Raw genomic sequence first — 14,107 nt, 5'->3', positions numbered from 1 at the left:
TTCAAGACCGAGCTGATCAAACCTCGCGGTCCCTGGCGCACCGTCGAGCAGGTCGAGATCGCCACCCTCGAATACGTCGACTGGTTCAACCACCGCCGCCTGCACAGCGCGGCCGCGGACATGCCGCCAGCCGAGCTGGAAGACGCCCACTATGGTCACCACCCGGCCCAACCCCAGCCGGAGCACTCAAGCCGATAGCTCTCCGGACATGCCGGGGCGATTCACTGTGTGATCCGGAGAGGTTGGTGACGCGGTCGGCTGGTGCGACCCCGCGGATCCCGGTGTGGGGTCGGTGGAAGTTGTACCAGTCGAGCCAGTCCCCGAACGCGACCTGGCGTTCGGTCTCGGACTGATACGGCTGGTGGTAGGCCCACTCGTCGACCATGGTGCGGTGGAAACGCTCCACTTTCCCGTTCGTCTGCGGGCGCCAGGGCCGGGTGAACCGGCGCCCGATGCCCAGGTCGTGGCAGGTCTGGCGCCAGGTGGTCTTGCGGTAGGACCAGGCGTTATCGGTGAGTACCCGCTCGAGGGTCACGCCGTGGCCGGCGAACCAGGCGTGCGCTCGGCGCAGGAACTCGGCGCAGGTGGCGGCTTTCTCGTCGGGCAGGGTCTCGGTGTAGGCCAGCCGGGAGTGGTCGTCGAGGGCGGTGTGCAGGAACAGGTACCCGCGTCCACCGGCTCGGGCCTGGTTGACCCGGCCGACGGCGCGGCCGTGGACGCGGTGCCCGCCGCCGTCGGGGATCCGGCCGAGCTTCTTCACATCGACGTGGACGAGCTCGCCGGGACGGGCACGTTCGTAGCGGCGAACCGGTTCGCCGGTGGCGCGGTCACACGCGGCCAGGCGCGGCCGATGGTGGCGGCGCAGGACCTGATGGACGGTCGAGGCGGCGACCGGAACCCGGCCGGCGATGCGCAGTGGCCCGATCTTGTGCTCATCACGCTGCCGTAGAACCTCGATCTCGACGGCCGGGCTGGTGCGGCGAGGGCTGTGATGCGGACGGCTGGAGCGATCGACCATCGCGGCCTCGCCGCCGTGGCGGTAGCGCCCGGCCCAGCGGGCGGCGGTGGTGTGGGCGACCTGGAAGCGCTCCGCGGCGCGGCGCAGGTCCCAGCCGTCGTCGACGACACACCGGGCCAGGTGCAGCCGGCCGGTGGGCGTCAGCGGGGCGTTACGGTGGATCACCAGAGGGCCTCCTCGGGCTTCGGCGTGTTTCGTGGTGATCCACACCGAACCCGGAGGCCCTCGCCTGTCTCAAGATCATCGGACGGGCGTGCCGGACTGTCACCAACGTGCCCGGACAGCACATCTAGCCCCACCAGCCGCCGCTGCCCAGCGCTGTCGTGCATCGTGCTCCTGTTCGTGCGTCGACGACCTGTCCGACTCCGGCCGCTCCGCGCGCAGACGTGTGATCACCACGAACCCACCAGTGCATCGATACCGCAGCAGCGCACCGCCGCGGCTCCCACTCATGTGCTGCAACCGGGGCCAGGCTCTCGCCACTGCTCCAGCAACCCTGGCCTGCCCCACTTCCCTCAATCGGGTCTTCCGTGGCGAGCCCGGGAAGGCAATCAGCCCAACGAGGCCACCGCGCCGAACGCGGCCCTCAGAACCCAACGCTGTCGCCTCCACCCGGACCAGCCGGGATGCCATCGTGCACCCTGGGCCTCCGGTGGTGATCAGCCCCGGAGACACTTACATGAGCCTGGGGTGTCGCTAGCTAACTCTCTCAGCAGTAGCCGTCGCCGTCTCGCTCGCAGAAAGACGAGGGTGCCCGGAGTCCCCGGAGCGGGGTCGAGCTGCTCTGGGGCCCTGGCAGTAGAGCGGCCTGAGCCTCGGCCTGGGAGCTGAGTTCCGCGCGGTCCCGGGCGATGACGGTCGGGCGGTTGGAGGCGGGGAGTAGCTGCTGGTCGGTGGGGACGGGTCGTGGGTTCGATTCCCACGGGGCTCACGCACTTTTCCCAGGTCAGGGCGATGCGTCCGGACCCCTTTCAAGACCCGAGCGTCAAGGGTGTGGCCTCCCGCGGCGCGGGATCGGCCACGCCGGCCCCGGCCACTGAGGGGTCCAGACATCCAGAGTCGATGTCGACACGCGATCCGCCGCGAGCTCATCGAGTGGCGCTCGCGACGACGTCACGGCGCCTACTCTTCCCAGACGATCCCGACCGAGTCCAGACGCGGCCGGTCGAAGCCCCAGAGAAACTCCAACGTCTCCCGCGAATGGTCGTTGTGGATCCGGTGTGGCACTGCCGTCGGGATCCAGAGCGCCGAGCCGGGCTCGCCGCGGATGACCTCGTCACCGATGGTGAACTGCGCCGATCCTCGGATGATGTAATACCACTCGTCGGCGTGCGGGTGATGGTGGAGCAGGTGCACCTCACCGGGGCTCAGCCAGGCCAGGCCGACCATCAGGCGCTCGGATCCCACGAGCTGCTGCGAGACGAGTTCGACCAGCCGTCCTCGATCTCGCGGGTCGCCACCCGCGCTCATCCACGACTCGTTCCCGGCGTCGCCTTGGTCGACGACCGGTTGGTCCTGCGCCCTGATGTGGAACCTGCTCGGCGTGCTGTCGCTCATCGGCTTCCTCGAAGACATCTCCGACCGCCAGGTGCTGCAGCTGCCCCCGCTGAACCGCATGAGAACGGGCGCGGACTCTGGCGAGCGCGGTGACCGGGGCGACCACCACGGAAAGTCTCCAGATGTGGCCACTTGACGTCCATCTCAGAATTTCGGCTGCGACCGTGTACTCCACATACACAATCGGCAGAGGTCGACGATGTCTGTCCGCGATAGCCGACCGTAGCCTCCCGCGGCCGGCCGTCAGGCGAGTTCGGCCGCGGCGGCAGGATCGAAGGACATCACGACGTAGGATCGGTCACGGAAGGTGAAATCGCCGATCGTGTGCATGCCGTAGTGCCGGTGGACTGCCAGGGACTTCTCGTTCGCTTCCTCGACGAAGAGGACTCCCTGGTCGAATCGTCCGACGAACTCGCGACCGATCGCACCCAGCAGTGCCCGCAGGATCCCGTGTCCCCGGAACCGTGGGTCCACACCGGCCGGGCCGTAGAGGAACCGACGGATGCGCGACTGCTGGGGCTGCTCGTCGAGTGTCTCGATCAGCCGTTGAGGCGGGCCCGACACCGCCATGTCCGGGGTGAACGTCACTGCGAACCCGGTGAGATCCCCGTCGACCTCTGCGACGAAGACACCGGTACCAGCCTGCATCCCGGCGAGCATCTCGTCGTCCATCCTGCCCTGGATGAACCCCTCCCGAGCGCGCTCCTCGGCGGAGAGGTCCGTCCCCCGCATCCGGCGCATCAGCGCCAGGATCGCGGGGCGGTCGGTTGCGTCCGGCCGCCGCACCGTTGTCGTCACACCGGCCTCCCCGCCGTACCGCTGGCTGTGTCCAGAATGGTCGCGGACATCTGGGTACGGCGCACTGTACGGACGGTTGACCTCGGGGATCGGCCACCGATGCTCAGCGACCGGCCGACCACGCCGCCACGCCGGTGTCATCGAGCCGGTGCACGACGTGCCCGTCGCCGAGGTGCAGCACGTTCTCCTCAGCCCCGAAGTCCGGCCAGGTGCGCTCGGCGCCCGGGACTCCGTCCCGCACGAACGACCCGATCACCGAGCGGACCCGCGCACCAGATCCCGCGGGATCGTCTCTCCGCCCAGCATCGGGGTGGCGGAAGGGCTGAGATGGACCCGTTCTCGGGAACGATCGACGTCCACACGCACTACGTCCCGCGCGGATGGCCCGACCTCGGTGCGGACGCCCCGTGGCTGAGGCTGGACTCCGAACGCGACGCGATGATCATGGTCGGCTCGAGCGAGTTCCGCCGGATCGGGTCGGACTGCTGGGACGCAGAAGTCCGGCTCGCCGACATGGACGCCGACAGCGTCCGAGCGCAGGTTGTCTCACCGACCCCGGTGTTCTTCTCCTACGACGCGCCGGTGGGCGAGGCGGCCAAGATCGCCCGGATCTTCAACGACCTCGCGGTCGAGATCTGCGAGCCCGGCGGCGGGCGCCTCATCCCCTTCTGTGGTCCCGCTGCAGGACCCCGACGCGGCGTGCGCGGAGCTCGACCGTGCGGTCGACAGTGGACACGTCGGAGTGGAGATCGGCAACCACGTCGGCGACCGGGGCCTCGACTCGGCCGGGGTGGTGCAGTTCCTGCAGCACGCCGCGTCGCGGGGGTGCCGGTGTTCGTACACCCCTGGGACATGCCGGACTCGCCGCGGCTGGACCGCTGGACGGCCCGGTGGATCACCGGGATGCTGGCCGAGACGCACCTCTCGATCATGGCGATGATCCTCGGGGGAGTGTTCGACCAGGTTCCGGAGGAGCTCCGGGTCTGCTTCGCCCACGGCGACGGGGCCGCCGTCGGACGTGGAGACCGAGCTCGCCGTAGGCGTTGATCCACGCGCAGCCACGGAAGGTGGGCTGGGCGAACCAGTCGGCCAGCCGGTCGGGGACCGCCAACAGGCGCTCGTGAGGTTCACCGATCTGCTCGGCGTGGGCGGTCAGGTCGCAGCGCCGACGCTCGTCCCGGCTCCGGCGTCCCGGTGCCGGGGGCTGTCACGATGGCACGGTCGTTCTCAACGTCCGGAGGTCGTCATGTCCGAGGGCCGCCCGCCCTACCCGCCGTTCACGCCCGAGACGGCGTCGCAGAAGGTCCGATCGGCAGAGGATGCCTGGAACACCCGTGATCCGGAGCGGGTCGCGCTCGCGTACACGCCGGACTCGGTGTGGCGGAACAGGGACGCGTTCGTCACCGGTCGGCAGGAGATCGTGGCCCTCCTGACCCGGAAGTGGCAGCGGGAGCTGGACTACGCCCTGCGCAAGAGCCTGTGGGGATTCCACGAGAACCGCATCGCCGTGCGATTCCAGTACGAATGCCACGACGCCGACGGTCAGTGGTGGCGCAGCTACGGCAACGAGCTGTGGGAGTTCGACGAGCTCGGGCTCATGCGACGTCGTGAAGCCAGCATCAACGACGTCGCAATCAGCGAGGCCGATCGGCGGATCTTCGGGCCGCGGTCCGAATCGGACCGGGAGGTCGACATCCCGCTCCGGTGAGCGTGCGGATGACCGAACCCGACGCCGCGACCTGCTCTGCTCACGGTCGGGAACTCAGTCGAGTACCGCGAAAGCCTGACCGAGGAAGCAGACCCGAGGAGGACCAGGACGGTGATCGTGATCGGGGACATGTTGGCCTCGAGCCACGTCCGGGCAGCGGTGAGCCGGCCGGTCAGCTCGGGTACGGCGTTCCCGACCAGGGAGAGTGTCGCGCCACCCAGGCTGTGCCCGACCAGGACCACCTCTCGTAGATCTCGCTGACGACGGCGTCGAGACGACGGTGCCGATCAGGTGTGCGCGGGAGCCGAAGTGGTACAGCACCAGGCTCGTGCGGCGCCGGCGCTCCGGGCGACCTCGAGGACCGTGGTCGCGGCGTAGCCGACGTCGCACAGGGCGTCGACGGTGCAGCGCGCGGTGGTCACCGCGGGTCGCGGCCGATGAAGGCGAGCAACCTGGTCTGCACGTCGGCGTCGTCGGGGACCTCGACGCGGGGCCCGTACTGCCCGCTCGACCGCAGGAGCTCGTCGAGCGGCTGCATCCCGTCCAGCATCATCGCGCAGCGCTGCGGGTCGAGGGCCTCGTTCTGCCCGGTGGCGCGGGCGAGATCCCAGGTGTGCAGGAAGACGTCGGCGGTGCAGAACTGCGCGATCGCCTGCGGCAGCGCCACCTCGCCGATGTGCGGGTTGACCAGCGTCGTGTCGGTGGCCGTCGGGTCGTCGAGCAGGGCCTGGATGCCGTCGCTCGTGGTGCGCCACGCGGCGACCGGGTCCTCGCCGACGCCGGGTCCCTGCGGCAGGGTCAGGTCCGCACCGCCGGCCAGGAAGCCGGGGATCCACTCGACGAGATGGCCGACGACGTCGCGTGCGGTCCATGCGGGGACCGGGGAGCGGCGGTTCCAGGTGGCGTCGTCGGGTACGGCCTCCACGAGTGTGGTGAAGCGCCCGGCGATCTCGCGGTACTCGTCGGCGGGGGGCTGGTTCGCGATCACGGTCGGCCTCCGGGTTGTATCGGTGTCGATGCTGACGACCGCGGTCGCGGATGGAACTCATCGCGTCCGGTCAGGACCCGGTCACCCGGTGCAGCTCCCAGCCCTCGAGTGCGGTCCCCGGCCGGCGCCAGGCCCGCAGGACGGCCCGGGTGTGCGCGAACAGCGGCTCGCACGGATCAGCCGGGTCGACCCCGGTGCCAGGCGTCGACGGCGTGCGGCTCGGTGACCTGCAACGCGGTCTCCGGTGTGGCGGTGACGTGCACCCCGAACGTGACGCCGGAGCCGCCGGTCCGGACGCACACCGCCAGCAGCCGCCCGGTGACGGCGACGACGCCGGTCTCCTCGGCCGGCTCCCGCAGCGCCGCCTCGACCGGTGTCTCGCCGTCCTCCAGGTGCCCGCCGGGCAGGCACCAGCTCGGCGCCTCCCCGGCGGTGACGCGGTGGCCGAGGGCGACCAGGCCGTCCGGGCGTTAGAGGATCACCCCGACGCCGACGACCGGGCGGGGCAGCGGGGAGCGGGCATGCCGCCACCGTGCCGGCCGCAGGGGTGCACTCTGGTGGGTGTGGACCGGGAGACGCTGAGGGTCGAACGCGCACGGGTCGCCGACCGGGCGCGGTCGCTGCGCCACGAGCTCGACTCGCTCGCCGAGCAACAGGCGTTGACCAGCCACGATGACGAGCACGACCCGGAGGGCGTGACGATCGCGGTGCAACGCGCCCAGCTGCAGGGACTGCTCGCCGCGGCCGAGCGCGAGCGGGATGACCTCGACCGGGCCGCCGACCGTCTCGCCGCGGGCGGGTACGGGGTCTGCGCGCGCTGCGGCGGTCCGATCGCCGACGAGCGGCTGACGGCGCTGCCCGCGACGACGACCTGCATCGCCTGCGCCTCCGCGTCCCGGCGACGCCGGTGAGTGCCGGGCCGCTCAGGATGACGTGACGGCGGCGCCGCAACGCCAGCAGCGCTGCGGCGGCCCGCCGTCCTCGCCGGGCGAGGGCATCGCCCCACAGTCCGGGCAGAGCCGGTCCAGCCAGCACACCGGGTCCCCGACGTCGTCGGGGTCTCCGATGCCCGGGGCTCCCGGCTGCGACGTGTCGTCCACGCCGCAAGGAGACCGCACTGCCGGCGCCTCGTCCAGGTCGGGATTCGGGTCGGGCCGAGGTCGCGCCGGCGGCCCGACCCGGATGACCGTTGAGCCGACGCGGAGTGCCCTGCCCGCGGGCCGCGCACACCTACTGCGACGTGGATCACTCGCGGGCGCGGGCAACCAGCACGGAGTTCACGACGTCGGTGCGCGGATGCACCTCGAGCAGGACCTCGAGGCCGGGCAGGTCCTCGGTGCCCACCGGCGGGTAGAGCACGGTCCGCAGGCCGGCGGCCGAGCGGACCAGCAGGCGGGCCGCGGGCCGGACCGCCTCGGCCAGCCGCGCGCTGATCGCCGACTTGGTGTCGGGGTCCGCGCCGACCAGTGCCCCGACCAGCACCAGGTCGGCCCGGCCGAGCTCGGCGGCCAGCTCCGGGCGCAGCCGCGGGGCCTCCAGGTCCGCGAGCAGGCTGCGTACCGGTACGCCGGGCCCGGTCGCGGCGGCGACGGCGCTCCCGGCCCGCACGGCCCCGGGGTCCCGGTCCACGTGGACCACGGAGGCGCCGTGCCGCTGTGCCAGCACCAGCCCGGTCAGCGGCAGCGGCCCGGAGCCGAGCACGACCACGTGCCGCGGCGCCGGAACCCCGACCGCCGCCAGCGCGGCGAGCTCCATCCGGACCAGGTCGTGATAGTTGCCCAGGTAGGGGAAGCGCTCCAGCTCGGCCCGCGGGTCGGCGGCGGTGGCGATCCGGTCCGCCCAGTGCTCCTCCATCCGACCCTCACCGATCGCGCTCAGGGCGCGCAACGTGTCCAGGTGCGGGGCCAGCCGGTCGAGCACCGTGCCGGTGCAGACATCCGGCGGGTGACAGCACAACCCGACGAGCTCGCCGAACGCGGCGTCGACCGCCGGGCCCGGCCGCAGGTCGGTCGCCTCCAGCCTGCCGCGCAGCGCCAGCACGCGTCGCACGGTCTCGTCGGTCGCCCGGCCGGTCGGCCGGGGTGGGGAAACGGTGGTCGAACGGCTGCTCTCCGTGATCACAAGGGATCACCGTAGCAAATGACAACCGTTACTGATGCCATCTAGTGGGTGTGACCGGTCCCGCCCGGACAACTTGAGCAAATGCTCCATAAGCTCGGTAGCCTCGGTCCTTCCGAGCGAGGGAGGGAACGAACGATGTGGGGTTGGCTCGTGCTGGCGATCGGCTCCGAGGTCGCCGGCACGCTCGCGCTGCGGGCGTCGCAGGGGTTCAGCCGGCTGCTGCCGTCGGTGCTCACGCTGGGTGGGTACGGCCTCGCGTTCTGGTCGCTGTCCCAGGCACTGACCCGGGGGATGGCGCTGGGCGTCGCCTACGGCGTCTGGGCCGCGGTCGGGGTCGCCGCCGTCGCGCTGATCGGTGCGCTGTTCCTGGGGGAGTCGCTGACCTGGGTGCAGCTGGGCGGGATCGTGCTGGTGATCGGCGGGGTGCTGGCACTGGAGATGGGTGGGTCGGGTGCGCACGCCTGACGCGCCGCCGCCTGATGGCCGCCGGCTGAAGGGCGAACGCCGCCGCCGTACCCTGCTCGACGCGACGCTGCGGCTCGTCGGCCGGGAGGGCACGGCCGCGGTCACCCAGCGCGGGGTCGCCGCGGAGGCCGGGGTCCCGCCGAGCGCGGTGCTCTACTACTTCGCCTCGGTCGACGGGCTGCTGGTCGCCGCGCTGACCGCGGTGAACGACCGCTACGTCGAGTGGCTGCGGGCGGTCGGTTCCCTGGACGACCTGGCCGCCCTGCTCCGCGGGTGCGCCGAGCAGGACCGGTTGCTCACCGTCGCCGAGTACGAGCTGCTGCTCCTGGCGGCGCGCCGCGACGACCTGCGCGACGAGCTGCACCGCTGGGACCGGGCCCTGGACGACGTCGCGGCCCGGCTGGTCCCGGCGGACCGGCGCCCGCTGCTGGTCGCGGCCGTGAACGGGCTGTGCCTGGCCGCCGTCCTCGGCTCGCCGTGCGACACCGGCGTGCTGCACCGGATCTGACCCTGCCTGGTCGCGGGCCGGGCGGGATACCGTGGGCCACATGAGCACGGTCCCCGCCGAGCGTCACTCGGAGTCCGTGGAGAACTACCTGAAGACGATCTTCCTCCTGTCCGAGCGGTGGGAGGGCTCGGTCGGGGTCTCCGCGCTGGCCGAACGACTCCGGGTGTCCTCGCCGTCGGCGTCCGGGATGATCCGGCGGCTGGTCGAGGCCGGGCTGGTCGACCACGCCCGCTACGCAGGCATCTCGCTCACCCCGGCCGGGCGGGCGTCCGCGCTGGCGGTGGTGCGCCGGCACCGGCTGATCGAGATGTTCCTGGTCACCGAGCTGGAGCTGAACTGGGACGAGGTGCACGTGGAGGCCGAGGCTCTCGAGCACAGCGTCTCGGACCGGCTGCTCGGCCGGATCGACGACCGACTCGGGCATCCCCGGTTCGACCCGCACGGCGACCCGATCCCGGACCGGGAGGGCCGCCTGCCGGAGGTCCGGGGCCGCCGGCTGCCGCGGCTGCGGTACGGCGAGGGCGGCACCCTGATCCGGGTCGACGACACCGACCCGGCCGTCCTGCGCTTCCTCGACGAGCACGACGTCCGGCTGGGCGACCGGCTCGACCTGATCACCCGGAGGCCGTTCGAGGGCCCCTACGTCGTGCGGGTCCAGCGGCACGGCGATCGCCGGAACGTCGGCGAGCAGGAGTGGGGCCCGTCGCTGGTCGAGGCCCTCTGGGTCGGCGCCGACGCCTGAAAGCCGGCGCCTGAAAGGGGCGTCTCCGGTGGTCCGTGCCACTCCAGGTGCCTACCCTGGATCACGTCGGCCAGCGCAGCCGACCCCGCCCACCGCACCGGGAGCCGCCGTGCTCGACGAACGACCACCGCGCCCGCTGGACGAGCAGGAGCTGCGCGCGCTGGAGGAGATCTCACGCGCGACCCTGCGCGAGGACCCGGGCCTCGCGCACCGGCTGGACGGCACCGAGGGCCACCAGCACCCACCGGTCCGGCGCACCGGGACACCGTTGCGCTGGCGAGTCGTCGTCGCGGTGATGCTGCTGGCCGCGCTCTACGGCGCCGTGGTCGTCTGGTTGCCGCCGCCGCTCGCGCTGACCGTGGTCCTCGGTGTGCAGCTCGTGCTGGTGCCGGTCGGCTGCGTGCTGTGGGCCCGGCGCCGGGGCGAGCTCTAGGCCCTTCCGGGGAACCGTGCGATCAGCGGGCCGCGTCCGCGGCCCCGGTCTCGGTGCCGGCGGACTGCGAGTTCAGCGAGCCGTCCGAGTTCTCCAGATGCGCCCGGACGAACCACTGGAACTGCTCGAGCTCGGAGGCCTGGGTGATCAGCAGGTCCTGGGTGACCGGGTCCAGGGACTCGGTCTTCGCGATCTGGGTGCGGTGGTCGGCGATCACCCCGTCGTAGACCAGGTTCAGCGCCGCGAGATGGGCGATCGAGTCGTCCCGCCCGAGCGAGTAGTCGTCCCAGGTGCGCTCCCGGACCAGCGAGCCCGGCGTGCCGTTCGGCGAGCCGCCCAGGGTCGCGATGCGCTCGGCGACGGCGTCGACCATGTTCCGGACGCCGTCGACCTGAGGGTCGAGCATCTCGTGCACGGCGATGAAGTTCGGGCCGATCACGTTCCAGTGCGCGTGCTTGAGCGTGAGCTGGAGGTCGTTCAGCGCGTGCAGGCGGTTCTGCAGCAGCTCGACGACCTTCTCGGCGTCGCCCCGCTCGAGGCCGGGAACGGTGTAGCGGATCGTGGCCATCGTTCAGATCCTCCCTGACGGTGCGGGCGTGCTCAGGACGTGTCGACGGGTTGCTCGGACAGGTGCACCCCGTCGCCGTCCGGTGACTCGTCGACGGGTGTGTCGCTCTGTGCGGTCGGGACCGCGCCGGAGCCCTCCGTGCCGGGGGGCACCGCCTCGTCGGGCATCGCCATGGATCCCGGGTACCCCGCTCGCGCCGACGTCATGTCCCTCCGCCGGGCGCGATCGGTGACCGGACGCCGCGCCCGGGTGCCGGGCCCGGCGTCAGTCGGGCTCCCCGGCCCGGCGCGGGCCCGGCCCTGCGGTGGCGCGGAGCGGGCGCGCCGAGCGCGGGTCCAGCGGGTCGATCACGCCGGGATCGCGCAGCCGGGCGTCGGCCGGGCGGCGCAGCGAGCGCACCCCGGCGTCGGTCAGGGTCACCAGCGGCACGGCCAGCAGGGCGCCGGGGATCCCGGCGACGATCAGGCCCGCGGTGATCGGCAGGACGACGGCCAGCGGGTGCAGCTTGACCGAGCGGCCCAGCAGCAGCGGCTGCAGGACGTAGCCCTCGATGTTCTGCACCACCACCAGCAGCCCGATGACCAGCACGGCCTTGACCCAGCCGCCGGAGGCGAGCGCGACGAGCACCGCGACCACACCGGTGATGATCGCGCCGACGGTCGGCACGAACGCCCCGAAGAAGATCAGCGTGGCCAGCGGGACGACCAGCGGGACCCCGATCAGCCACAACCCGATCCCGGCACTCAGCGCGTCCACCGCGGCGACGACGACGGTGGCCCGGGTGTAGCCGACCAGCGACGCGAACGCCCGGCGCCCGGCCACGTCGGTCCGGCTCCGGGAGGTCCGCGGGACCCCGGCCAGCACGAACCGCCAGATCCGTGGCCCGTCGTGGATGAGGAAGATCAGTACGAACAGCATCAGCAGTGTCTCGGCGGCCAGCTCGCCGGCCGTGCCGAGCGCCCCGATGACGTTGTTCGCCAGCGCGGTCTGGTTGCGCTGCAGGTTGTCCAGCAACGACTGGGTGACGGCTGCGAGCTGCGCGTCGTTCACCCGGAACGGCGGCTGGGACAGCTGGTCACGTATCACCAGCACGGTCTCGCCGAGCTGCGCGGACAGCCCGGGAAGGCCCTTCAGGAACGCCGCGACCGCGGCCCAGAGCACGCCGACCGCGATCGCCAGGCCGCCCGCGACGACGACCCCGGTGGCCACTACCCGCGGTACGAACCGCACCCGCCCGAGCCACCGGGCCGTCGGGGCGAGCAACGCGGTGAGGATCAGCGCGAGCACCACCGGGATGACGAGCAGGGACAGCTGCGCGAGCAGCCACAGCACCACGGCCAGTGCGGCCGCGATCAGCAGTCCGCGCCAGGCGAGCCCGGTGGCGACGGCGAGCGGCTGCGGGATGCGTGCCGGGACCGGTCCCGACACCTCGCGCTGCGTGGGGACCGGTGGATCCTGCGGCGGGTGCAACCCGGCCACCTCCTGCTGCTCGGACGCGGGCCGCGCCCGTCGCCGGCGACCCCGCACCGTCGGGTCCACATCGGTGGTCGCGTGCCGGTACGACGGTAGCCCGTGGGGGCCGCTCCCGCCCCGCGTCCCGCTGCTCCCCGGGGGCCCGCCGCGCTCCCGGACGCCCGGACGGCGGATCTCAGCTCCGTCTCAGGTCCGTCGGGCACGGTCGTGGTGTGCCGGACGCACCGACCGGCCGGAGAGGAGGCCCCCGTGACGTTGCTGGACGTCCTCGTGTTGATCGTGGTCCTCGCAGCCGCGGTGGGCGGCTTCCGTCGGCTCGGCGGGGTCGCTCGGGCCGGACGGCTGCTGGGACTCGTCGTCGGAGCGGGTATCGGCGCGGCCCGGGGCTCGAACCTGTCCGGGCTCGGTGACACGCCGAACTCGGCCTGGTTCTACGGGCTGCTGGGCATCGTCGCGGGCCTGCTGCTGGGCTCGCTCGTGGGCGGGTTCCTGGGCGCGCTCGTGAGCCGGGTGCTCGCCCGGGCCCGCCTGTCGTTGCTCGACCGCGCGGTGGGGGCGGTGACCGGCGCGGTCGTCGCGCTGCTGGTGATGTGGCTCGTCTCGTGGGTGGTGCCGGCGATCACCGGACCCGAACCGCTGGCACCGGTGACGACCGTGGACGACGCCCTCGGCGGGCAGAGCCGGGTGCTGGACTCCGTCGGCGAGCTGCTGCCGGCCACCACCTCGGCCGCCCGCGACGTCGTCGACGCCGCGCGCCCGCCTGCCGGCTGACCCGCGCATCCCCTCGCATCACGGCTCCACAACGCGGGCGGCACAACGCGGGCGGCACGGCCTCCCGCTCGCGCGACGACTCCACAACGCGCTGGGGAGGGGCACTCCGCACACCTGACAGGGGAGGGAGTGCTCCTCGCCCGGTCGCGACGCGCATTCGCCCCCGACGCGCTGCAGCACCCGGCGAGGAGCACTCACCGGGTCAACGCGTGGGGAGCGCGTGCAGATACCCCCCTGATGCGGTGACACCGCGCGCAGACCCCGTCCGCCGGCGCGACGTCGGCGCCGTATCCCGGGGAAGCGCATGCCCGCGCGTCCGAGGAGATGCCGCGCGGGGCGGCGCTGCGATCACCCGGGAGCGGCCGGCCGGATGCGTCGGCGAGGCGGTGAGCGGAGAGATCGAAACCGCAGGTGACGGGTGGTGCGCGACCGATCCGCGAATGGCCCGACCCGCGATGACACCACGTCGTGAACGAACGCGGTCCTACGAGTGGTCGGCGTCACAGCGATCCGAGGTCGCCCGGAACTCGCTGCGAGACCGGGTCGACAACTTCCGGGCGCTCGCACTGCGGCTCGCTGACCTGCGAAGACACCTGCCGTTCGGTCGATCGACCCCCCGGTTTGACGTGCCCGAACGGCGTGCCGTAACTTCCTCTCTGTCAGCGAGAGAGCCGGACAGAACGGGCCCTGGGGGTCCGGTCAGCAGGCCCTGCGGACGCAGTAGGAGCCCCCCGGTGGTTGGCCGAGTTTCTCGGTGTGATTGTCTTGTGGGGTCAAGGTGATCCGCCTTCGGATCCGGTCTGGCGGCCGGTGATGTGGTGCGGGTGTCCTTTGAGAACTCAACAGTGTGTCGAGCTATTTTTGGTTTGGCGTTTTTGTGCCAGATTGTTTGGTCATGGGTCTGACCCCGTCGGGTCTGTGACTGTGTTTGTTTGTCAGGGTTTTTGTTGGAGAGTT

The 14,107-nt window shown here is 72.0% G+C and carries 20 protein-coding genes and 1 pseudogene; 10 read left to right on the top strand and 11 right to left on the bottom strand.

All coding sequences use genetic code 11. The annotated features are described in order from the left end of the window. A partial coding sequence (locus tag ACLFMI_RS26475) for an IS3 family transposase (protein ID WP_410950686.1) occupies window positions 1-198 on the top strand: 198 nt, incomplete at its 5' end. A gap of 25 nt (window positions 199-223) precedes the next feature. On the opposite strand, the pseudogene ACLFMI_RS26470 reads toward ACLFMI_RS26475, so the two are convergent. After that, window positions 224-1,183 (bottom strand): annotated as a pseudogene (locus ACLFMI_RS26470) (IS481 family transposase); the annotation flags it as partial. Window positions 1,184-2,140: 957 nt separating this feature from the next. Continuing rightward, window positions 2,141-2,488 (bottom strand): cupin domain-containing protein, encoded by a 348-nt coding sequence (locus ACLFMI_RS26465; protein WP_410950685.1) that lies wholly within the window; start codon window positions 2,486-2,488, stop codon window positions 2,141-2,143. Between the two features lie 55 nt (window positions 2,489-2,543). Here ACLFMI_RS26465 and ACLFMI_RS26460 point away from each other — a divergent pair, with 55 nt between their 5' ends. After that, entirely contained in the window at window positions 2,544-2,711 is a 168-nt protein-coding gene (locus ACLFMI_RS26460; RefSeq protein WP_410950684.1) for a hypothetical protein, read from the top strand. 107 nt (window positions 2,712-2,818) lie between these two features. Here ACLFMI_RS26460 and ACLFMI_RS26455 read toward each other — a convergent pair whose 3' ends face one another. Beyond that, window positions 2,819-3,373 carry a GNAT family N-acetyltransferase gene (locus tag ACLFMI_RS26455; protein ID WP_410950683.1) on the bottom strand — a complete coding sequence of 185 codons (555 nt, stop codon included), beginning with the start codon at window positions 3,371-3,373 and terminating at the stop codon, window positions 2,819-2,821. Between the two features lie 103 nt (window positions 3,374-3,476). Continuing rightward, window positions 3,477-3,629: a hypothetical protein gene (locus ACLFMI_RS26450; RefSeq protein ID WP_410950682.1), complete on the bottom strand. Its 153-nt coding sequence runs from the start codon at window positions 3,627-3,629 to the stop codon at window positions 3,477-3,479. Between the two features lie 596 nt (window positions 3,630-4,225). Between ACLFMI_RS26450 and ACLFMI_RS26445 the strand changes: the two genes are divergently transcribed. Next, complete coding sequence (locus ACLFMI_RS26445) at window positions 4,226-4,420, top strand: hypothetical protein (protein WP_410950681.1); 195 nt, start codon at window positions 4,226-4,228, stop codon at window positions 4,418-4,420. Between the two features lie 199 nt (window positions 4,421-4,619). After that, window positions 4,620-5,081 (top strand): nuclear transport factor 2 family protein, encoded by a 462-nt coding sequence (locus tag ACLFMI_RS26440; RefSeq protein WP_410950688.1) that lies wholly within the window; start codon window positions 4,620-4,622, stop codon window positions 5,079-5,081. Between the two features lie 418 nt (window positions 5,082-5,499). On the opposite strand, the gene ACLFMI_RS26435 is transcribed toward ACLFMI_RS26440, so the two are convergent. After that, window positions 5,500-6,069 (bottom strand): TIGR03086 family metal-binding protein, encoded by a 570-nt coding sequence (locus ACLFMI_RS26435; protein WP_410950680.1) that lies wholly within the window; start codon window positions 6,067-6,069, stop codon window positions 5,500-5,502. 176 nt (window positions 6,070-6,245) lie between these two features. After that, window positions 6,246-6,527, bottom strand: a complete 282-nt coding sequence (locus tag ACLFMI_RS26430) for an NUDIX domain-containing protein (RefSeq protein ID WP_410950687.1) — start codon at window positions 6,525-6,527, stop codon at window positions 6,246-6,248. A 105-nt stretch (window positions 6,528-6,632) separates the two neighbouring features. Between ACLFMI_RS26430 and ACLFMI_RS26425 the strand changes: the two genes are divergently transcribed. Continuing rightward, entirely contained in the window at window positions 6,633-6,980 is a 348-nt protein-coding gene (locus ACLFMI_RS26425) for a TraR/DksA family transcriptional regulator (RefSeq protein ID WP_410950679.1), read from the top strand. Window positions 6,981-6,992: 12 nt separating this feature from the next. On the opposite strand, the gene ACLFMI_RS26420 is transcribed toward ACLFMI_RS26425, so the two are convergent. Both ACLFMI_RS26420 and ACLFMI_RS26415 read right to left on the bottom strand, forming a co-directional pair. Beyond that, window positions 6,993-7,169: a hypothetical protein gene (locus ACLFMI_RS26420; protein ID WP_410950678.1), complete on the bottom strand. Its 177-nt coding sequence runs from the start codon at window positions 7,167-7,169 to the stop codon at window positions 6,993-6,995. A gap of 145 nt (window positions 7,170-7,314) precedes the next feature. Then, a complete protein-coding gene (locus ACLFMI_RS26415) occupies window positions 7,315-8,118 on the bottom strand; it encodes a nicotianamine synthase family protein (RefSeq protein ID WP_410950677.1) in 804 nt (267 codons plus the stop codon). Between the two features lie 207 nt (window positions 8,119-8,325). Between ACLFMI_RS26415 and ACLFMI_RS26410 the strand changes: the two genes are divergently transcribed. The 4 genes from ACLFMI_RS26410 to ACLFMI_RS26395 all read left to right on the top strand — a co-directional run bounded on the left by ACLFMI_RS26410 (window position 8,326) and on the right by ACLFMI_RS26395 (window position 10,338). Next, window positions 8,326-8,655: a DMT family transporter gene (locus tag ACLFMI_RS26410; protein WP_410950676.1), complete on the top strand. Its 330-nt coding sequence runs from the start codon at window positions 8,326-8,328 to the stop codon at window positions 8,653-8,655. Next, window positions 8,642-9,163, top strand: a complete 522-nt coding sequence (locus ACLFMI_RS26405) for a TetR/AcrR family transcriptional regulator (protein ID WP_410950675.1) — start codon at window positions 8,642-8,644, stop codon at window positions 9,161-9,163. Before ACLFMI_RS26410 ends, ACLFMI_RS26405 begins: the two co-directional genes overlap by 14 nt. Window positions 9,164-9,203: 40 nt before the next feature. Continuing rightward, window positions 9,204-9,905 (top strand): metal-dependent transcriptional regulator, encoded by a 702-nt coding sequence (locus tag ACLFMI_RS26400; protein ID WP_410950674.1) that lies wholly within the window; start codon window positions 9,204-9,206, stop codon window positions 9,903-9,905. Window positions 9,906-10,014: 109 nt separating this feature from the next. Next, window positions 10,015-10,338: a DUF3040 domain-containing protein gene (locus ACLFMI_RS26395; protein ID WP_410950673.1), complete on the top strand. Its 324-nt coding sequence runs from the start codon at window positions 10,015-10,017 to the stop codon at window positions 10,336-10,338. 22 nt (window positions 10,339-10,360) lie between these two features. Here ACLFMI_RS26395 and ACLFMI_RS26390 read toward each other — a convergent pair whose 3' ends face one another. The 3 genes from ACLFMI_RS26390 to ACLFMI_RS26380 all read right to left on the bottom strand — a co-directional run bounded on the left by ACLFMI_RS26390 (window position 10,361) and on the right by ACLFMI_RS26380 (window position 12,385). Then, window positions 10,361-10,906, bottom strand: a complete 546-nt coding sequence (locus ACLFMI_RS26390) for a Dps family protein (protein WP_410950672.1) — start codon at window positions 10,904-10,906, stop codon at window positions 10,361-10,363. A gap of 32 nt (window positions 10,907-10,938) precedes the next feature. After that, window positions 10,939-11,079 (bottom strand): hypothetical protein, encoded by a 141-nt coding sequence (locus ACLFMI_RS26385; protein WP_410950671.1) that lies wholly within the window; start codon window positions 11,077-11,079, stop codon window positions 10,939-10,941. Window positions 11,080-11,170: 91 nt separating this feature from the next. Further along, window positions 11,171-12,385, bottom strand: a complete 1,215-nt coding sequence (locus tag ACLFMI_RS26380) for an AI-2E family transporter (protein WP_410950670.1) — start codon at window positions 12,383-12,385, stop codon at window positions 11,171-11,173. A 243-nt stretch (window positions 12,386-12,628) separates the two neighbouring features. On the opposite strand from ACLFMI_RS26380, the gene ACLFMI_RS26375 reads away from it, so the two are divergent. Beyond that, window positions 12,629-13,150: a CvpA family protein gene (locus tag ACLFMI_RS26375; RefSeq protein ID WP_410950669.1), complete on the top strand. Its 522-nt coding sequence runs from the start codon at window positions 12,629-12,631 to the stop codon at window positions 13,148-13,150. Window positions 13,151-14,107: the final 957 nt, after the last annotated feature.

The organism is Pseudonocardia nantongensis (assembly GCF_046546495.1).
GTDB lineage: Bacteria > Actinomycetota > Actinomycetes > Mycobacteriales > Pseudonocardiaceae > Pseudonocardia > Pseudonocardia nantongensis.
This window is presented reverse-complemented; position numbering and strand designations above follow the sequence as displayed.